The 17,658-nt window shown below is 73.2% G+C and carries 17 protein-coding genes, 1 tRNA gene and 1 pseudogene; 6 read left to right on the forward strand and 13 right to left on the reverse strand.

Going from position 1 to position 17,658, the window contains the following annotated elements:
• On the forward strand, positions 1-1,108 hold a 1,108-nt coding region (locus tag ACTHMS_RS20640), incomplete at its 5' end, for a RecQ family zinc-binding domain-containing protein (protein ID WP_440308541.1).
• Between the two features lie 34 nt (positions 1,109-1,142).
• Here the strand turns inward: ACTHMS_RS20640 and ACTHMS_RS20645 are convergent.
• Positions 1,143-2,399, reverse strand: coding sequence for a hypothetical protein (locus ACTHMS_RS20645; protein ID WP_440308542.1), 1,257 nt, complete (start codon positions 2,397-2,399; stop codon positions 1,143-1,145).
• Between the two features lie 93 nt (positions 2,400-2,492).
• On the opposite strand from ACTHMS_RS20645, the gene ACTHMS_RS20650 reads away from it, so the two are divergent.
• Together ACTHMS_RS20650 and ACTHMS_RS20655 are read left to right on the forward strand one after the other, a co-directional pair.
• A complete protein-coding gene (locus ACTHMS_RS20650; protein ID WP_440308543.1) occupies positions 2,493-2,987 on the forward strand; it encodes a glutathione peroxidase in 495 nt (164 codons plus the stop codon).
• A complete protein-coding gene (locus ACTHMS_RS20655; protein ID WP_440308544.1) occupies positions 2,984-3,352 on the forward strand; it encodes a TraR/DksA family transcriptional regulator in 369 nt (122 codons plus the stop codon). The genes ACTHMS_RS20650 and ACTHMS_RS20655 overlap by 4 nt, the downstream gene beginning before the upstream one ends.
• 64 nt (positions 3,353-3,416) lie before the next feature.
• Here the strand turns inward: ACTHMS_RS20655 and ACTHMS_RS20660 are convergent.
• A tRNA-Leu gene (locus ACTHMS_RS20660) sits at positions 3,417-3,489 on the reverse strand.
• A gap of 32 nt (positions 3,490-3,521) precedes the next feature.
• On the opposite strand from ACTHMS_RS20660, the gene ACTHMS_RS20665 reads away from it, so the two are divergent.
• Complete coding sequence (locus ACTHMS_RS20665; protein WP_440308545.1) at positions 3,522-3,926, forward strand: acyl-CoA thioesterase; 405 nt, start codon at positions 3,522-3,524, stop codon at positions 3,924-3,926.
• 69 nt (positions 3,927-3,995) lie between these two features.
• Here the strand turns inward: ACTHMS_RS20665 and ACTHMS_RS20670 are convergent, their stop codons facing one another.
• Positions 3,996-4,757, reverse strand: a complete 762-nt coding sequence (locus tag ACTHMS_RS20670; protein ID WP_440308546.1) for a class I SAM-dependent methyltransferase — start codon at positions 4,755-4,757, stop codon at positions 3,996-3,998.
• Positions 4,758-4,765: 8 nt separating this feature from the next.
• Positions 4,766-5,548, reverse strand: coding sequence for a uracil-DNA glycosylase (locus tag ACTHMS_RS20675; protein ID WP_440308547.1), 783 nt, complete (start codon positions 5,546-5,548; stop codon positions 4,766-4,768).
• Between the two features lie 94 nt (positions 5,549-5,642).
• On the opposite strand from ACTHMS_RS20675, the gene ACTHMS_RS20680 reads away from it, so the two are divergent.
• The gene (locus ACTHMS_RS20680) at positions 5,643-5,987 is read left to right on the forward strand and encodes a DUF4235 domain-containing protein (RefSeq protein ID WP_440308548.1); all 345 of its coding nucleotides are present in this window, start codon (positions 5,643-5,645) and stop codon (positions 5,985-5,987) included.
• 65 nt (positions 5,988-6,052) lie between these two features.
• Here ACTHMS_RS20680 and ACTHMS_RS20685 read toward each other — a convergent pair whose 3' ends face one another.
• The 9 genes from ACTHMS_RS20685 to ACTHMS_RS20725 all read right to left on the reverse strand — a co-directional run bounded on the left by ACTHMS_RS20685 (position 6,053) and on the right by ACTHMS_RS20725 (position 16,380).
• Positions 6,053-6,988 carry a Ppx/GppA phosphatase family protein gene (locus tag ACTHMS_RS20685; protein ID WP_440308549.1) on the reverse strand — a complete coding sequence of 312 codons (936 nt, stop codon included), beginning with the start codon at positions 6,986-6,988 and terminating at the stop codon, positions 6,053-6,055.
• Positions 6,985-7,536 (reverse strand): DUF501 domain-containing protein, encoded by a 552-nt coding sequence (locus ACTHMS_RS20690; protein WP_440308550.1) that lies wholly within the window; start codon positions 7,534-7,536, stop codon positions 6,985-6,987. Before ACTHMS_RS20690 ends, ACTHMS_RS20685 begins: the two co-directional genes overlap by 4 nt.
• Before the next feature lie 16 nt (positions 7,537-7,552).
• Positions 7,553-7,960, reverse strand: coding sequence for an FtsB family cell division protein (locus ACTHMS_RS20695; protein WP_440308551.1), 408 nt, complete (start codon positions 7,958-7,960; stop codon positions 7,553-7,555).
• Positions 7,961-7,962: 2 nt separating this feature from the next.
• A complete protein-coding gene (gene eno, locus ACTHMS_RS20700) occupies positions 7,963-9,261 on the reverse strand; it encodes a phosphopyruvate hydratase (protein ID WP_440308552.1) in 1,299 nt (432 codons plus the stop codon).
• Between the two features lie 259 nt (positions 9,262-9,520).
• Complete coding sequence (locus tag ACTHMS_RS20705) at positions 9,521-10,141, reverse strand: MazG family protein (protein WP_440308553.1); 621 nt, start codon at positions 10,139-10,141, stop codon at positions 9,521-9,523.
• A complete protein-coding gene (locus ACTHMS_RS20710; RefSeq protein WP_440308554.1) occupies positions 10,141-10,785 on the reverse strand; it encodes a hypothetical protein in 645 nt (214 codons plus the stop codon). Before ACTHMS_RS20710 ends, ACTHMS_RS20705 begins: the two co-directional genes overlap by 1 nt.
• Positions 10,786-10,897: 112 nt before the next feature.
• The gene (mfd, locus tag ACTHMS_RS20715; RefSeq protein ID WP_440308555.1) at positions 10,898-14,446 is read right to left on the reverse strand and encodes a transcription-repair coupling factor; all 3,549 of its coding nucleotides are present in this window, start codon (positions 14,444-14,446) and stop codon (positions 10,898-10,900) included.
• Positions 14,447-14,541: 95 nt separating this feature from the next.
• Complete coding sequence (locus ACTHMS_RS20720) at positions 14,542-15,444, reverse strand: sulfotransferase domain-containing protein (RefSeq protein WP_440308556.1); 903 nt, start codon at positions 15,442-15,444, stop codon at positions 14,542-14,544.
• 39 nt (positions 15,445-15,483) lie between these two features.
• On the reverse strand, positions 15,484-16,380 hold the full coding sequence (locus ACTHMS_RS20725) for a phosphotransferase (protein WP_440308557.1): 897 nt from the start codon (positions 16,378-16,380) through the stop codon (positions 15,484-15,486).
• Between the two features lie 238 nt (positions 16,381-16,618).
• Here ACTHMS_RS20725 and ACTHMS_RS20730 point away from each other — a divergent pair.
• Positions 16,619-17,658: pseudogene (locus ACTHMS_RS20730) on the forward strand (hypothetical protein); the annotation flags it as partial.

Raw genomic sequence — 17,658 nt, forward strand, 5'->3', positions numbered from 1 at the left:
GTACTACCAGCAGGTCGGCCGCGCGGGCCGCGGTGTCGATTCGGCCGAGGTCGTGCTGCTGCCCGGCAGCGAGGACGAAGCGGTGTGGGCGTACTTCGACTCGGTGGGCTTCCCGTCCGAGACGCAGGTGCGCACGGCGCTGCACGCGCTGAACGAGACCCCGATCTCGACGGCCGAGCTCGAGACGCACGTCGACCTCTCGCGGTCGCGGCTCGAGGCGATGCTCAAGGTGCTCGACGTCGACGGCGCGGCGAAGCGGGTGCGCGGCGGCTGGGTCGCCACCGGTGAGCCGTGGGTCTACGACGCCGACCGGTACGAGCGGGTGGCACAGGTGCGGCGCGACGAGCAGCAGGCGATGCGTGACTACCTCGCCACCGATCGCTGCCGGCTGCGGTTCCTGCGCGAGGCGCTGGACGACCCGGAGGCGGCCGACTGCGGCCGGTGCGACAACTGCGGGGCCCTCCACCTGCCGCTCGAGGTCGGCGGCGGCGCGGTCGAGGCGGCGGTCGAGCGGCTCGCGGTCCCCGGTGTGCCGTTCGACCCGCGCCGGATGTGGCCGAGCGCCATGCGCAATCTCGGCGTCGACCTGCGCGGCAAGATCCCGCCCGGCGAGCAGGCCGAGGCCGGCCGCGCCGTCGCGCGGATGACCGATCTCGGCTTCGGGCCGGCGGTGCGCGCGGCGCTCGGCACAGGGGTGCCCGATGCGCCGGTCTCCGACGCGCTCGTCCAGGCAGCGGTCAAGGTGCTCGCGGCGTGGGGGTGGCAGCAGCGGCCGTCGTGCGTCGTCGCCGTCGGCTCGCACCGGCGGCCGCAGCTGATCGGCTCGCTGGCGGCCCGCCTCGCCGGGCTCGGGCGGCTCGAGGATCTCGGCGTCGTGCCGCACCGCGGGGCATCCGCCGAGGGTCGCTCGAATAGCGCGCTCCGGCTGCGGGACGTCTGGAACGCCTATCCCCTGCCCGACGACATCGCCGCCGCCGTCGACGGGCGGTCGGTGCTGCTCGTCGACGACCTCACCGACTCGGGATGGACGCTCACCGTCGTCGCGCGGCAGCTGCGGCAGGCCGGTGCGGCGGCCGTGTACCCGCTGGTCCTGGGGATCGCGGGTTGATCGGGCGACCGCAGTCCGCGCCGCCCGCTCGCGGTCACCCGCACCGCCGCAGCACCTCGGCGGCGACCGGGTCGTGCCCCTGACCGACTGCGCGGGCCAGCAAGCTCAACGAGGCGCCGAGCGGCAGCGACATCGCATCGAGCAACCGGCGTTCGACCATCGTCGACAGATCGTCCGCTCGCCAGCTCGACGGCGGTCCGATGAAGCGCTCGGGTTCGGCGGTGACGGTGTAGGGCCGGTCGAGCGCCGGCACCGCCCGGCGTCGCACCTCGTGCGAGTCGATGCTGAGCAGGGCGACGAGCAGCACCTCAGGCGCCGCCGACTTCTGCAACCAGCGACCGAAGCCGAGCACAGCGGTCGACGCGACCTCGTGCTCGCCGATGCCGGACTCCTCGGCGGCCTCACGCAGGGCGCCGTTGCGGAACAGGTCGCGCGCGGGCAGCACCGCGGCGCCGCGGAAGTCCTTCGGCTCGGCAGCACCGGATCCGGTCGGCGCGAAGAGACCCTGTGAGCTGTCGTTGTTGAGCGACTGGGTGACGACCACGAAGCGGCCGTCGGTGGTGATCGCGAGCACGGACAGCCCGATGCCGTTGAACAACCAACTCGACGCGAAGTCACGCGGCCGCCCATCGCGGTCGAAGACCAGCGGGCGCCCCAGGTCGGTGCGGCGGTGACCTCGCACCACGACCTCGTGCATCGCGAAGGTGTCGGACGCGAGGTAGTCCCAGTACCGACCAGCCACGACGGTCAGCACCTTCGGAGGCGCGTCCGAGCCGTAGCCCACGTCGGTGTCGAGGCCCAGGACCACGTCGTTGTAGGCATGCGCGTTCCCCGACACACGCCGGCGTTGGAACAACCGACCGGCTTCGCGGAGCTCAGCCGGCAGGACGTAGTCGACAGACCGGACGGCCGCCTCGGTCGAGGGGTCGTCGATCCACGTCGACGCCACCCTGTCGTACACGAACGTCCCCCCGACGTAGTCGAAGAACTCGAATCGCGGGCAGCCGGCGAGCGCCGTGCGGACATCCTCGAAGGTGTCGGTCGTCCGTGGTTGGAACTGTGTCTCGGCCTGTCGAGCACGGAACGCACGGATCTCGAGCAGTGCCAGCACCGCCGAGACGACCGCGAGCGCGAGGTTCAGCGCGAGCGGGATGGCGACGTAGACACCCACCACCCCGACCGTGGCCAGCACGAGGCTGAGCAGGATCCAGCGCACGCTCGCGACGAACGATCCCAGTCGTAGGGCCAGGGCCACGACGCGCCGTCGCAGACGCAGCAGGCTCGTCCTCATCAAGACGAGATCGTAGGACGTGGCGCGACAGGTGCCCGCGGACAGCCCTTCCGTTCCGGGAATCAGGCGGTCGCAGCTCGGGTTGGCGTCAGCATGAGCGACCTCCTCGACGCCGATCTGACCACCCTCCAGGGCGAGCACACGACGCTCGGCCGGCTGCTCGACGGCCGCGCCGCGCTCGTCGTGAACGTCGCCAGCCGCTGCGGCCTCACCCCGCAGTACACCCAGCTCGAGCAGCTGCAGGAGGAGTTGGGCGGCCGCGGCTTCACCGTGCTCGGGTTCCCGTGCAACCAGTTCGGTGGTCAGGAGCCGGGTACCGCCGAGCAGATCGCCGAGTTCTGCTCGGCCACCTACGGCGTGACCTTCCCCCTCTCGTCCAAGATCGAGGTGAACGGGCCCGGCCGCGACGCGATCTACGCCCGCCTCACCGAGACCGCCGACGCCGAGGGCCACGACGGCGACATCCGCTGGAACTTCGAGAAGTTCGTCCTCGCGCCGGACGGCCGCGTCGTCGCGCGCTTCGCGCCGCAGACCACCCCGGACGCCCCCGAGGTGCGCGAGGCGATCCAGTCCGTGCTGCCTGCGTGAGCGACGAGCTCGAGACGCGGTCGGCGCTGCTGTCCGAACGCGACGACCTCACCCGCCGGATCGACGCGATGACCGCCGAGTTGGCCGCGGTGGCCGACGCCGCGGCCGGCAGCAACATCGACGACGAGCACGATCCCGAGGGCGCCACCGTCGCCTTCGAACGCGAGCAGCTGGCGGCGGCGCGCACCCGCGCGCAGCAGAAGCTGACCGACCTGGACGCCGCGATCGAGCGGCTCGGCGCCGGCGACTACGGCCGCAGCACCGAGTGCGGCGGCCCCATCGGCGCCGAGCGCCTGGCCGCGCTGCCGGCGACCCGCACGTGCGTCCGCTGCTCGGCCGCGCGCGCGTCCCGCGCCCACCGCTGATCGCGAGGCCCCCGACGGGGCCCACGCCGCGACCTCGGCATGGTCCCGCCGAGGGGTCTCTCGGTACCCCCGGTCGGACTCGAACCGACACTGCGACCCTTTTAAGGGGTCTGCCTCTGCCATTGGGCTACGGGGGCGCGCGACCAGTGTGACTGCCAGACTGCAGACCATGGCGACCGATCCCGTCCGCAGCGGCCCGACCGGCCCGACCTGGTCGGCCCCCGTCCGCTACGCGGAGGCCGACCAGCAGGGCGTCGTCTTCAACGCCCACTACCTGCTCTACTGCGACGAGGCGGTGGGGGCGTTCTGCGCGCAGCGCGGCATCCTCGCCGTCGCCGAGCGGGTGATGCTCGTCGACTCGCACCTGCGGTGGAGCGGCTCGGCCCGGTGGGGCGACGTCGTCGCGGTCCATGCCTCGTGCGAACGCCTCGGTACCAGCAGCTTCGACATGCACTTCGTGATCCGCACGGACGCCGGCGAGTGCTGCCGCGTCACGACCACCTACGTGCTGGTCGGCGAGGACGACCGGCCCACCCCGCTGCCGGACGAGGTGCGCGCCGCCCTCACCGGCTGATCGACGTCTGCCGACGGCACGGCCGTGCGTGGGGCTGCTGCCCGCCGCACCCGCCCGCGCATCCGACACTCAGCGCCGTACGCCCCGCACCGCCAGGGCTCGCGCCGTGAGTTCGAACGGTCCGTCGCCCAGCCGGTCGTGCAGCGCCGCCCGCAGCCGGTCGCGGCCGGCGTCCGACAGTGCCGCGATGTAGGTGCCGGGTGGCCCGACGCGCAACAGGAACGGCTCCCAGAAGTCGTCGAATGACTCGAACGGGCACCCGAACTCGAGCGGCCGCTCGTCGACGTCGACCAGGCCGCCCGCCCGCCACAGCTCGGCGAGCCGGCCGCGGTGACACAGGACGGCGTGCTCGGACGCCGCCGGCCGCGCGTCGCCGAACAGCTCGCGCACGGCGTCCCACAGGTGGGTGAGCATCTGCATGCCGCCGTCGTAGTCCCACAGTGCTGCCGCGACGACGCCGTCCGGACGCACCACGCGGGCCATCTCCGCCAGCGCGCCCGCCGGGGACGGCACGAAGTTGATCACCAGGGCGGCGATGGCGCGGTCGACGGTGCCGTCGGGCACGGGCAGCGCCATCGCGTCACCGACCCGGATGTCGGCCGCGGGCACCCGCTCGGTCGCGAGCCGCACGAAGTCCTCGGACGGATCGACGCCCAGCACCCGCCCGGACGGGTTCGCCTCGACCAGCGCCGAGGTCAGCGAGCCGGTGCCGCAGCCGACGTCGAGCAGGGTCTCGCCGTCCTGCGCACCGGCGAAGTCGACGACGAGCGGCGCGAGCCGACGGCTCCAGCGCCCCATGAACCGTTCGTAGGCCGAGCTGTCGGTGAACATGCGGCTCCTCAGAGGGCGGCGAGGTCGCGGGCGCGGCCGAGCACGGCGTCCAGCATGGCCTCGGTGAGCTTGCCGGTGAAGGTGTTCTGCTGGCTGACGTGGTAGCAGCCGAGCACCGTGCGTCCGTCGACGTTCGCCTCGGCGCCGTGGCCGAACTTCGGCACCGGCGACACCGTGGGGAGGCCGGCAGCCCTGAGCGCCGGCCACAACGCGCCCCAGCCGATGCCGCCGAGCACGACGATCGCGCGCACGTCGCTCCACACCAGTTGCAGCTCGCGGGCCAGCCACATCCGACAGGTGTCCCGCTCGTAGGGCGTCGGCTGGTTGGCCGGTGGCGCGCACCGCACCGGCGCGGTGATCCGGGCGCCGCGCAGGGTGAGTCCGTCGTCGGCGTGCACCGAGGTCGGCTGGTTCGCCAGGCCCACCCGATGGAGCGCCGCGTACAGCCAGTCGCCGCTGCGGTCGCCGGTGAACATGCGGCCGGTGCGGTTCGCGCCGTGCGCGGCGGGGGCCAGCCCGACGATCAGGACACGGGGGTGCTCGTCACCGAAACCGGCGACGGGGCGCCCCCAGTAGGTGTCGCCGAGGTAGGCGCGGCGCTTCTCGCGGGCGACCTCCTCGCGCCAGGCGACCAGCCGCGGGCAGGCGCGGCAGACCGTCGAGCGCGCGCTGAGCTGGTCGAGCGACCGCGTGGTCATGACCAGGCGGGCGACGTCCTCGGCCGAGCGCGCGACCGGCGTGCGCGGCGTGGCCCGGTCGCCCGGCCAGCCCGATCCCGGCGGCACACTCACGCGGGCCAGCTTGGCAGGTGGCTAGGGTGAGTCGCAGGCAGGACTGACGGAGGCGCTCGTGGCACAGGCCGGATCCCGCGTGACCATGCGGTTGTTGACGACCCTGATCGGCATCCCGGTCGGGATCGTCGTGCAGCGCGCCGTCGAGAAGACCTGGTTCGCCGCGCACCCGGAGGACCCGCCCAAGCTGGTCGCCGACCGCAGCGCCAAGTGGTCGGACGCGCTGGCCTGGGCCGCCCTGTCGGCGGCCGGCCTCGCCGCGACCGAGATCGTCACCCGCCGTGTCGCCGAGGCCGGCTTCCGCGCGATCACCGGCAGCGAGCCGCCGCCGCCGAAGCCGACCCGGCGCGAGAAGAAGCTGCAGAAGCAGCTCGCGAAGTCCGTCGGCGAGACCGCCCGCGCCGCCGGCGACACCACCGCCGCCCCTGCCCCCGCCTGACCCGGATGCCGTGGCCGGGTCACGCCCCGGCGGACGCATCAAGATCAGCTGGAGGCCGAGGGGGCTCAGCGCAGGACGCTGAGCACGATCCCGTCCAGGATGTCGTGCTCGCTGGTGATCACCTCGGCGGCGCCGGTCTCGCGGACGAGGGTGCGCAGCACGAGCGCGCCGCCGCCGATCACGTCGACGCGTCCGGGATGCATCACCGGCAGCGCGGCACGTTCAGCGCGCGTCATGGCCAGTAAGCGCTCGGTGACCGCGTCGACGTCGGCCGCGCTGATCCGCGAGCCGTGGATGCGGTCGGGGTCGTAGGCCGGCAGGTCGAGCGCGAGCGCGGTGATCGTGGTGACCGTGCCGGCGACACCGACCAGCGCGGCGCCGTCCTGCAGCGGCACGTCCTTCGCCGCGGCCGCCAGCGCCGAGCGAACGTCCTCGACCACGGCCTCGACCTGGGCGGCGGTCGGTGGGTCGTCGTGCAGGTGCCGCTCGGTCATGCGCACGCAGCCGACGTCCATGCTGTGGGCGAGCAGCTCGGCACCGCCGGCCGCATCACCGCGCACGAGTTCGGTCGAGCCACCGCCGATGTCGGCCACCAGCAGCGGCCCCCTGACACCGGGCAGTCCGGCGACGGCGCCCGCGAAGGACAACGCCGCCTCCTCCGTCCCGGTGATCACCTCCGGGTCGACGCCGAGCACGTCGCGCACCATCGCGACGAAGGCGCCGCGGTTCGCCGCGTCGCGCGTCGCGCTGGTCGCGACCATGCGCACCGGCGGCGCGCCGAGCTCGGTGATGAGCGCCGCGTAGTCGACCAGCGCGGCGCGGGTGCGCTCGATCGCCTCCGGCGCGAGCCGGCCGGTGCGGTCGACGCCCTGGCCGAGCCGCACCACCCGCATCTCGCGGTGCACGTCGACGAGCGCGCCGTCGTCGCGGATGTCCGCGACGAGCAGGCGGATCGAGTTGGTGCCGCAGTCGATGCCGGCGGCGCGGTGCGGGGAGCTCACCCCGACGAATCTACGGACGCCCCGGGGTCGGCCGCGTCCGACGTCCCACCATCGGGCGCCGCGACACACGGCCCCGCCGCCCACCACTCGGGCAGCAGCGCGAGCGCCTCGTCGCCGAGCGGGTTGACGCCCGGCCCCGCCGCCAGGGCGTGGCCGACGAGCACGTGCAGGCACTTCACCCGGTTCGGCATGCCGCCGGCCGAGACGCCCGCGATCTCGTCCACGTGCGCGATCGACTCGCGCCGGGCGAGGTACGCCTCGTGCGCGGCCCGGTAGGCGTCGGCCAACGCGGGATCGGTGCGCAACCGGTCGGTCATCTCGCTCATCAGCCCCGAGCCCTCGAGCCGGCCGATCGCCGAGGCCGCGCGCGGGCAGGTGAGGTAGTACAGCGTCGGGAACGGCGTGCCGTCGGGCAGCCGCGGCGAGGTCTCGACGACGTCGGGCAGCCCGCACGGGCACTCGTGCGCGACGGCGCGCATCGCCCTCGGCTCGCGGCCGAGCTGTGCGGCGACGACCGCGCGCAGCGCAGCGGGCAGCTCGTCGGTCACGACGGACGACGCGACGTCACTTGGACGCGGCGTCGATCGAGTTCCACAGCCGGGCGTTCCAGGTCGTGCCCTTCGCCGCCTGCGCCGTGCCGGTGCCGGCCGTCTTCTCGATGTCGGTCTTCGCGCCCTTGTCGACGACGACGTAGACGGTGTCGCCCGGCATCGCGAACTGCAGCCGCTCCCGCGCCTGCTGCTGGATGTAGCCCGGGTCGTTCCACCGCGCCTTCTGGCGGGTGAGGGCCGACAGCTCCCGCTGGTCGTCGTGCAGCTGGCGCCCGGCGGCCGCCACCTCGCCGCGGCTGGCGAGGTACCGGTGCAGCGGCGAGGCCAGCAGCACCACGAGCAGCACGACGACGCCGCCGAGCACGAGCGCCCGGCCGGTGACGACCGGGCGGGCCCGACCGGCGCTCTCGCGCCACGCCACGATCAGGCCTCCGGTGCGTCGTCGCCCGCGACGAACCGCGGGAAGGCGGCGGCGCCGGCGTACCGCGCGGCGTCGTCGAGCTCCTCCTCGATGCGCAGCAGCTGGTTGTACTTCGCCACCCGCTCGCTGCGCGCCGGCGCGCCGGTCTTGATCTGGCCGCAGTTGGTGGCGACGGCGAGGTCGGCGATGGTCGTGTCCTCGGTCTCGCCCGAGCGGTGGCTCATCATGCAGCGGTAGCCGTGACGGTGCGCGAGGTCGACGGCGTCGAGCGTCTCGCTCAGCGTGCCGATCTGGTTCACCTTCACCAGCAGCCCGTTCGCCGCCCCCTGCTCGATGCCGCGCGCCAGCCGCTCGGGGTTGGTGACGAACAGGTCGTCGCCGACGAGCTGCACCCGGTCGTCCAGCTGCGTGGTGAGCTCGATCCAGGCGGGCCAGTCGTCCTCGGCGAGCGGGTCCTCGATCGAGACGATCGGGTAGTTGTCGATGAGGGACGTGTAGTACTCGATCATCTGCTCGGACGTCTTCGCCGCGCCCTCGAACCGGTACGCGCCGTCGCGGTAGAACTCCGTCGCCGCCACGTCGAGGGCGAAGACGACGTCGCGGCCCGGCTCGAGCCCGGCCAGGCGGATCGCCTCGCCGATGAGGTCGAGCGCCGCGGCGTTGCTGTCGAGGTTCGGCGCGAAGCCGCCCTCGTCGCCGAGGCCGGTCGACAGGCCGCGCTGCTTCAGCACCGACTTCAGCGCGTGGTAGACCTCGGCGCCGGTGCGCAGGGCGTCGGCGAAGGTCGGCGGCCCGATCGGGGCGATCATGAACTCCTGCACGTCGACGTTCGAGTCGGCGTGGGCGCCGCCGTTGAGGATGTTCATCATCGGCACCGGCAGCAGGTAGGCGTTCGGCCCGCCCACGTAGCGGTAGAGCGGCAGGCTCGCCGACTCGGCGGCGGCCTTGGCCACCGCGAGCGAGACGCCGAGGATGGCGTTCGCGCCGAGCGTGCTCTTGTCCGGCGACCCGTCGAGGTCGCGCAGCACCTGGTCGAGGATGCGCTGCTCGGTGGCGTCGATGCCGAGGATCTCGGGCGCGATGCTGTCCTGCACCGCGGCGACCGCCTTCTGCACGCCCTTGCCGCCGTAGCGGGCGTCGCCGTCGCGCAGCTCGACCGCCTCGTAGGCGCCGGTGGACGCACCGCTCGGCACCGCCGCGCGGGCGAACGACCCGTCGTCGAGCACCACCTCGACCTCGACGGTCGGGTTGCCCCGCGAGTCGAGGATCTCGCGGGCGGTGACGTCCTCGATGGTGGCCACGACGGCCCTCCTGCTCTGCTCTGCGGTGGTGCGGCTGCGGTCGTGCATGTGCTGGGCAAACCCTAACCGGGCCGGGGCCGATCACCGGACCGCCCCGCCGACGAGCACCGGACGCGGGCGCAACGCCCGTTGAGCCGCCTGAGACCGGAGTGGGACCGCCCGTGACACACCGTCAACCCGTGTTGTCCCCGCGTCGAGTGACCATTACTGTCGGTGGTGCCCAGCCGGTCGTCACCCCCATGCGACCGGCTGGGTCTTCTCATGTCCGCGACTCGGCGGCGGTGATGCGCCGGCGGTACTCGAGCGCCGCCCGCCGCAGCGCCGTCTCGGGGTCGACACCGGCGGCCACGGCGTCCTCGACCACGGCGAACAACCGTGCACCGATCTCTTCCCCGGCCGGCGGCTCGACCGCCAGACCGGCCCGCCGGGCGCGCGAGACGAGCTTGCCGGCGAGCGCGAGCGCGGGCTGGGCGACGGGCACGCCGTCGACCGCCGACGTGCGCTGCTTCTCGACGACCTTGTTCCGCTCCCACGCTTCGTTCAGGTCGTCGGCCGACCCGGCCTCGGCACCGGCGAAGACGTGCGGATGCCGGCGCACCAGCTTGTCGGCGAGGTCGCCCGCGACGTCCTCGATCGAGAACCCGTCCGGACGCTCCTGCGCGATCCGGGCATGGAACAGCACCTGCAGCAGCAGGTCGCCGAGCTCCTCGCGCAGCAGGTGCAGGTCGCCGGTCTCGATCGCCTCGACGACCTCGTAGGCCTCCTCGATGAGGTACCGCGTCAGCGACTCGTGCGTCTGCTCGGCGTCCCACGGACACCCGCCGGGCGACCGCAGCCGGTCCATGATCTCGACCGCGCGCTCGAGCTCCGGCACGGGCATTACTGCCCCGCGGGCGCCGCCGACGCCGAGGCCGCCCGCAGGTACGACGGCAGCCCGGCGGTCGGCGCGCTGTCGAGTTGCAGGGTGGTCGCCTGCCAGGTGCCGTAGCGGGGGTTCACCGTCACCGGGATCTTCAGCGCGGCGACCTTGCTGGTGAGCTCCTGCGCCGACCCGATCTTCTCGCGGTTGACGTACGCGTCGGCGAGCTCGGCCTGCCGCAGGATGACCTTGAGCAGGCTCGCCTTCAGCCCGAACTTCACCAGCTGCTGGCTGAACTCCGCATCGAGCGTCGACCCGGTCGCCTGCGCCTGCAGCAGCCGCTGCGCCGCCTCGTCGTGCAGCTTGGCCAGCTCGCTGTCGCTCGGCACACCACCGGGCGTCGAGCGCAGCGCCGCCGCGTACACCTGTTCGCCGAGCAGGAACTGCAGCGCGAGCGTCTTGGGCTGCACCGAGCCGCCCGACTGCTGCGCCTGCGCGAGCGTCGCCGCGTCCGGACCCTCGGCGGTGAGGTAACCGTCGAGGGCCGACTCGCTGATCGTGTGCCCGTCCACGCGTGCTGCGACACCGACATTGGTGCGGCACGAGGTGAGTCCGAAGCAGGCGATGACGCCGGCGAGGGCGACGGCGAGCGGGCGCGAGTGCACGCCATCACAATGCCAGACGCGCATGACCCGGCACGGAACAACCCGTGATCGACACCCGTCCGGACCGGCCCCTCCCGGTTCAGGCGGGTGTCGATCTTGCAGGGCGATCTGGTCAGACGGCCGCGGGGACGCCGCCGGTCACCTGCTCGAGCACCTGGACGCACCAGGTCAGCAGCGGGATGTCGCGCAGCGGCTCGCCGCCGAACTTCGCCTCGGCGAAGGATCCGTCGGGCTTCACGACCCCCTTCGGACGCGGCACCGACATCGTCCCCACCGCCTGCTTGTACAGCGAGCGGTCGTAGAGCCGCTTGAGCCGCAGCTGGGCCGACTCGGGCAGCTCGAGCGGCGAGAAGCGCACGTTGGTGCCCTGCAGCGACACCTCGGTGACGCCGTACGCGCGGCAGGCCACCTTGAACCGGGCCACGGCGAGCAGGTTCTCGACCTGGGGCGGGATCGGCCCGTACCGGTCGAGCAGTTCCGCGCGCACCGCGTCGACGCGCTCGTCGGTCGTCGCCGACGCGAGCGCCCGGTAGGCCTCGAGCCGCAGCCGCTCGCCGGGCAGGTACTCGACCGGCAGGTTTGCGTCCACCGGCAGGTCGACCTTGACCTCGCTGAACTCCTCCTGCGTGTCACCGCGGAAGTCGGCGACCGCCTCCCCCACCAGCCGCACGTACAGGTCGAAGCCGACGCCGGCGATGTGGCCGCTCTGCTCGCCGCCGAGCAGGTTGCCGGCGCCGCGGATCTCGAGGTCCTTCATCGCCACCGCCATGCCGGCACCCATCTCGGTGTGCTGGGCGATGGTGGCGAGCCGGTCGTAGGCCGTCTCGGTGAGCGGGCGCTCGGGCGGATAGGTGAAGTACGCGTACCCGCGCTCGCGGCCTCGCCCGACGCGGCCGCGCAGCTGGTGCAGCTGCGACAGGCCGAAGGTGTCGGCGCGCTCGACGATCAGCGTGTTCGCGTTCGGGATGTCGAGCCCCGACTCGACGATCGTGGTGGCGACGAGCACGTCGTACTGCTTCTCCCAGAAGCCGACCATGATCTGCTCGAGCGCGTGCTCGCCCATCTGGCCGTGCGCGACCGCGATGCGCGCCTCGGGCACCGCCTCGTGCAGCCGCGCCGCCGCGCGGTTGATCGACTCGACCCGGTTGTGCACGTAGAACACCTGGCCGTCGCGCAGCAGCTCGCGCCGGATCGCCGCGGCGATCTGCCGCTGGTCGTAGGCGCCGACGAAGGTGAGGATCGGGTGCCGCTCCTCCGGCGGCGTCAGGATCGTCGTCATCTCGCGGATGCCGGTCAGCGACATCTCGAGCGTGCGCGGGATAGGCGTCGCCGACATCGTGAGCACGTCGACGGCCGTGCGCAGCCCCTTGAGGTACTCCTTGTGCTCGACGCCGAAGCGCTGCTCCTCGTCGACGATCACCAGGCCGAGGTCCTTGAAGCGCACCGTCTGCTGCAGCAGGCGGTGCGTGCCGATCACGATGTCGACCGAGCCGTCGACGATGCCCTTCCCGATCTCGTCCACGTCACTGGGCGGGGTGAAGCGCGACAGCTCCTTGATCGTCACCGGGAACTGCGCCATGCGCTCGGTGAAGGTCTGCAGGTGCTGGTGGGCCAGCAGCGTCGTCGGCACCAGCACGGCCACCTGCTTGCCGTCCTGCACCGCCTTGAACGCCGCGCGCACCGCGACCTCGGTCTTGCCGTAGCCGACGTCGCCGCAGATGATGCGGTCCATCGGCAGCTGCTTCTCCATGTCGGCCTTGACCTCGTCGATCGCGGCCAGCTGGTCGGGCGTCTCGACGAAGGCGAACGCGTCCTCGAGCTCGCGCTGCCACGGGGTGTCCGGTGCGAAGGCGTGGCCCTTGGTGGCCATGCGCGCCGAGTAGAGCCGGATCAGCTCGGCGGCGATCTCCTTGACCGCCTTGCGCGCCCGGCCCTTCGTCTTGGCCCAGTCGGCGCCGCCGAGCCGGGACAGCGACGGCGCCTCGCCGCCGACGTACTTCGTGACCTGGTCGAGCGAGTCGGTCGGCACGAACAGCCGGTCGGGCGGCTGCCCCTTCTTGGACGCCGCGTACTCGAGGATGAGGTACTCGCGCTCGCCGCCGTTGATCGTGCGGCGCACCATCTCGATGTAGCGGCCGACGCCGTGCTGCTCGTGCACCACGAAGTCGCCGGGACGCAGCTGGATCGGGTCGATCGCGTTGCGCCGCCGCGACGGCATGCGGCTGGTGTCCTTGGTGAGCGACCCGCGCTGGCCGGTGAGGTCGGCCTCGGTGAGCACGGCGAACTTCAGCGACTCGGCGACCAGGCCGCCGGGCAGGTGCCCGGTGGTCACCTCGACGACGCCCGGCTCCGCCGACGGGTGCGCCACGAGCCGCGCCGGCACCTCGGCCGACGAGAGCCGCTCGACCGCGCGCTGCGCCGAACCGTGCCCGTCGAACACCAGCACGACGCGCCAGCCGTCACGCGTCCACGACTTGAGGTCGGCCATCGCGGCCTCGGTGTCGCCGCGGTACGAGGCCGGGGACGCGAACGCCGATGCGGTGCCGAGGTCGCTGGTCAGCGCGGTGATGCCCCACCAGGGCAGGCCCGCCGCGCGTGCCTCGTCCTGCACGTCGTCCAGCTCGCGCAGCGACGCGCCGCCGAGGTCGATCGGCGCCTGCCCGCCGCCGGCAGCGACCGCCCACGACGCGTCCAGGAACTCCTGCGACGTGCGCACGAGGTCGGCGGCGCGCGTGCGCACCCGCTCGGGGTCGCAGACGATGACGTGGGCGCCGTCGGGCAGCTCGTCCAGCATCAGGGTGAGCCGGTCGACGAGCACGGGCGCGAGGGCCTCCATGCCCTCGACGGCCTCGCCGCGGCTGATCGGCTCGAGCAGCTCGCCGAGCTCGGGATGTGCGGCCAGCAGGTCGGCGGCGCGGGCCCGCACGTCCTCGGTGAGCAGCAGCTCGCGGCACGGCGGCGCCCACAGGCCGTGCTCGGCGATCTCGAGCGAGCGCTGGTCGACGACCTTGAAGTAGCGGATCTCCTCGACGTCGTCGCCCCAGAACTCCACGCGCAGCGGGTGTTCCTCGGTCGGCGGGAAGACGTCGAGGATGCCGCCGCGCACCGCGAAGTCGCCTCGCTTCTCGACCAGCTCGACGCGCGAGTAGCCCGCGTTCACCAGCTCGGCGGTGATGACGCCGAGATCGGCGTCGGTGTCGCCGGCACGCAGCTGCACGGGCTGCAGCTCACCGAGGCCGGGCACCTGCGGCTGCAGCACCGAACGCACCGGCGCGACGACGACAGACAACGGGCCGGCCGCCGGGTCGTCCTCGGACGGGTGGGCGAGGCGCCGCAGCACGGCCAGCCGCTGCCCGACGGTGTCGGCGCGCGGCGAGAGCCGCTCGTGCGGCAGGGTCTCCCACCCGGGGTAGAGCGCGACCTGGTCGGGGTCGAGCAGGCAGCGCAGCGCGGACGCGAGTTCCTCGGCCTCACGGCCGGTGCTCGTCACGGCGAGCACGGGCCTCCCGCCGCCCGTGGCGACGGCCGCGACGGCGAACGGTTGCAGCGCCGGCGGGCCGCTCACCAGCAGCTCGCGGGCGCCGATCGAGTCGGTGAGGGCCGCCAGCGCCGGATCGGCGGGGGCGGCGAGCAGGGCCGGCAGGACGGCGGAGAGCGACACGGGTGGAACGCCTTTCGGGCAACACGAACGGCCCGCACGCAGCGGCGGACGGGTTGCTTCCAGCGTACGTGGCCGGGGGTCACGCCCGGGCCGCGTCACCAGTTGAAATGCATCCCCGTCAGCTGTTCGAGCCGCTCGTTGTGCGGGGCGAAGTGGGCGGCGAGGCGCGCGCGCAACGCCGGGTCGAGCGGCGCGCCCTCGGCGGCGTTGCGCATCGACGCCGAGCCGATCGCGCGCACGGGCAGGCCGAGGAACTGCTGCGCCGTCGCCAGCGTCGCTGCGCCGTCGCGGTAGTAGTCCTCGCTGCGCAGCACCAGCACCCGGTCGCGGGGATAGCGCTCGAGCCAGCGGCCGAGCGCCACGTCGTACTCGCTCTGCCGCACGTAGGACTGCTGCTCGTGCGCATAGCTGTAGAAGGACGGATCGGCGAGGCGCGCGTCGTCGACACCGGCCAGCCGCGTCTCCTCGGCCTCGAGCGCCTCGGCGAACGACAACGGTTCGGCGTCGGCGCGCCGCCGCTCCTTCCAGTGGCTGTAGGTGCGCTCGACGGGATCACGCAGCAGCACGATGATCTTGGCCTCGGGCAGCATCGCCGCCGCGCGCTCCGCCGCCGCGGGGTGGAACAGGTAGTAGGGCGACGCCTCGCCCGTGATGACCCGGCCACCGGTCCGCCGGGCGAGCTGACGGCGCACCCGCTCGCTCGGGAGGTACGACCGGTACCACCGCTCGCTGCGGAAGTAGTTCTGGTCGAAGTAGTGGATGCCCTTCGTCGCCGTCGCCTTCGGCAGGCGGTCCGGCCGGGGGAACAGCTCGCTGACCGACGGGTGCTCGAGCAGGTCGTAGAAGAACGCGGTGCTCCCGGTGCGCTTGCCGCCGATGACGAGGAACTCGGGGTCCGGACGCCACCGTGCCGTCGCCATGCCGAAGCCACGGATCACGTTCCGCCCCAGGCGGATCACCGGCCGTCGAGGGTTGCCGATGGCCGGCCGGGCGGACATGCGGGCCACCCTACTGCAGGGTGTGGGCGCCGAGGGCGATCATGCGTGATCGCCGAGCAGCGTCAACAGCCGCTGCTGCAACTGCACCTCGCCGTCCTCGACACGGCGGGCGGCGACGCGGTCGAACCAGTACCGCCGCGCCTCCTCGTGGGCAGGATCGACGGCGAGCGGGCCCGACGGCACGTCCCGCAGAGCGGCCGTGTTGGCCGCGAAGAAGACCGCGTCGGCCCCCGGTGGCGCCCACCCGACGTCCTCCCAGTCGATCAGCCAGTCGCGGCCGCCGGCCCGCCGGAAGTTCCAGGGCGTCAGGTCCCCGTGCGCGCCCTGCCAGTGCGCCGGCACGTCCGCCGGCCGCGGCAGCACCGCGTCGACGATGCGGGAGATCTGGGCGAGGGCGGCCGCGCCGACCGCGCCGACCGGCGCATGCGGTCGGGTGGCCATCAGTTCGTAGCCGAGCCAGTGCCACCCGTCCGCCTCGCCGCTGCCGACGACGCGCGGGACGCGGAAGGCGGCGGTGCCGACGCCGTCGGCGTTCGCGGCGGCGCTGACGCGCTGCTCGAGCGACAGCGCGGTGTCGTCGGGCCGCACCCGCACCAGCATCGGGGTGGGCGTGCAGAGCAGGAGCACGAGCGCCTGCCGGGAGGCCTGGATCCGCGAGTAGATCGCGAAGCCGGTCGGCCGGCCGCCTCCGGCGGCGGACCACTGCTCGACGAGGGCGCGCCAGACCGGGTCGGGGACGTCCGGCGTCCAGGTCTCGCGCGGTCCGGGCAGCACCCTCGGGCCGGCGAGCCTCGCCGCCGCCCAGAGCGCGCGGTGCGCGGCGAGGGGCAGCGGTCGGCACGCGGTGTACAGCGTCATGCCGAGTGCCGCGTTCCGGCGCGGGCCGAGGGGGACCAGGATGTTGCGCCACCGCGGCGGATAGCGGACGTAGGTCATCTTCAACCCCCCTCGATCCGGTCGTGCGGGTACCCGCCCGTCAGCCCGAACCGTACTTGTGCAAGGGTCTGTGCAGCCGACGCGATGGATCGTGACCAGCCCGACCCGTCGAAGTTGCGCCTGAGACGGCGTCAAGTATTTGACGCCAACCACACATCGAATAAGATGCGTGTGAAGTCAGCGGGGGGACCAGACCGCCGACATGGGCGGTCGTGACCACCCCAGGAGTCCCACGCACATGCCGCACGACACGACCCAGGGCCGCCAGCACCGTGCCTCGAAGATCCAGTCCCGTAGGAAGGCCGGTACAGCCGCCGGCGTCTGCAGCGTCATCCTCGCCGTCGGCGCGGTCGCAGCGACATCCGGCGCCGACCCTGCCGGGAGCGCGACGCTGACCCCGCAGCCGATCGCCTCGGACGCGTTCGGCCGCACCGTCGCCTCGGGCCTCGGCACCGCCGACCTCGGCGGCGCCTACTCGGTGATGGCCCCCTCGAACGTCGGTGTCTCCGTCAGCGGCGCACGCGCGTCGTTCACGTCGATCCGGCCCGGCCAGTCCATCGCGGCGACCCTGCCGGCGACGGGCACGGACGAGCAGATGCGCACCTCGATCGTGGTGCCCAAGTTCAACAGCAGCACCGGGCCGCTCTACTTCGGCGTCGAACTGCGCAGGCAGGCGGACGGGCGTGGGTACCGCGCGTCCGTCGGCATCGACCCGTCCGGGAAGCTGACCCTCGGGCTGTCGCGTCTCGGCGTGAACCGCGCCGAGACCTCGCTCGCGTACAAGACGCTCACCCTCAAGGTGACGCCGGGCCAGGTGCTCGACCTCGAGGGTCTGGTCAGCGGTTCGGCACCGGTCGGCCTCAGCGTCCGGGCCTGGCTCGACGGCACCGCCGTCCCGGCGTGGCAGCTGACCTACAACGACAGCGCCGGCACCCTGCCGCAGACCGGATCGATCGGCGAGTGGGCCTACCTGTCGAGCTCGGGCGCGACGCTCGGGTTCCAGCAGACCGCCCTCGCGGCATGGAACCTGGTCGCGGCGGCGCCCGCGCCGGCACCGGCGCCGACGACCTCGTCCACGACGACGTCGCCGGCCCCGACCACGTCGAGCACCACCTCGTCGCCGGCCCCGTCGCCGACGTCGTCGTCGGTGGCGCCGACGAGTTCGGCGACGGCCACCTCGGCGCCGGCACCGTCGCCGACCAGCACGACGACCAGCGCACCGGCACCGTCACCCACGACGACCACGACCAGCGCCCCGGCCCCGGCCCCGACGACCTC

This window comes from Jatrophihabitans sp., from assembly GCF_051960575.1.
In the GTDB taxonomy this organism is placed as follows: Bacteria; Actinomycetota; Actinomycetes; order Mycobacteriales; family Jatrophihabitantaceae; genus JBQCEE01.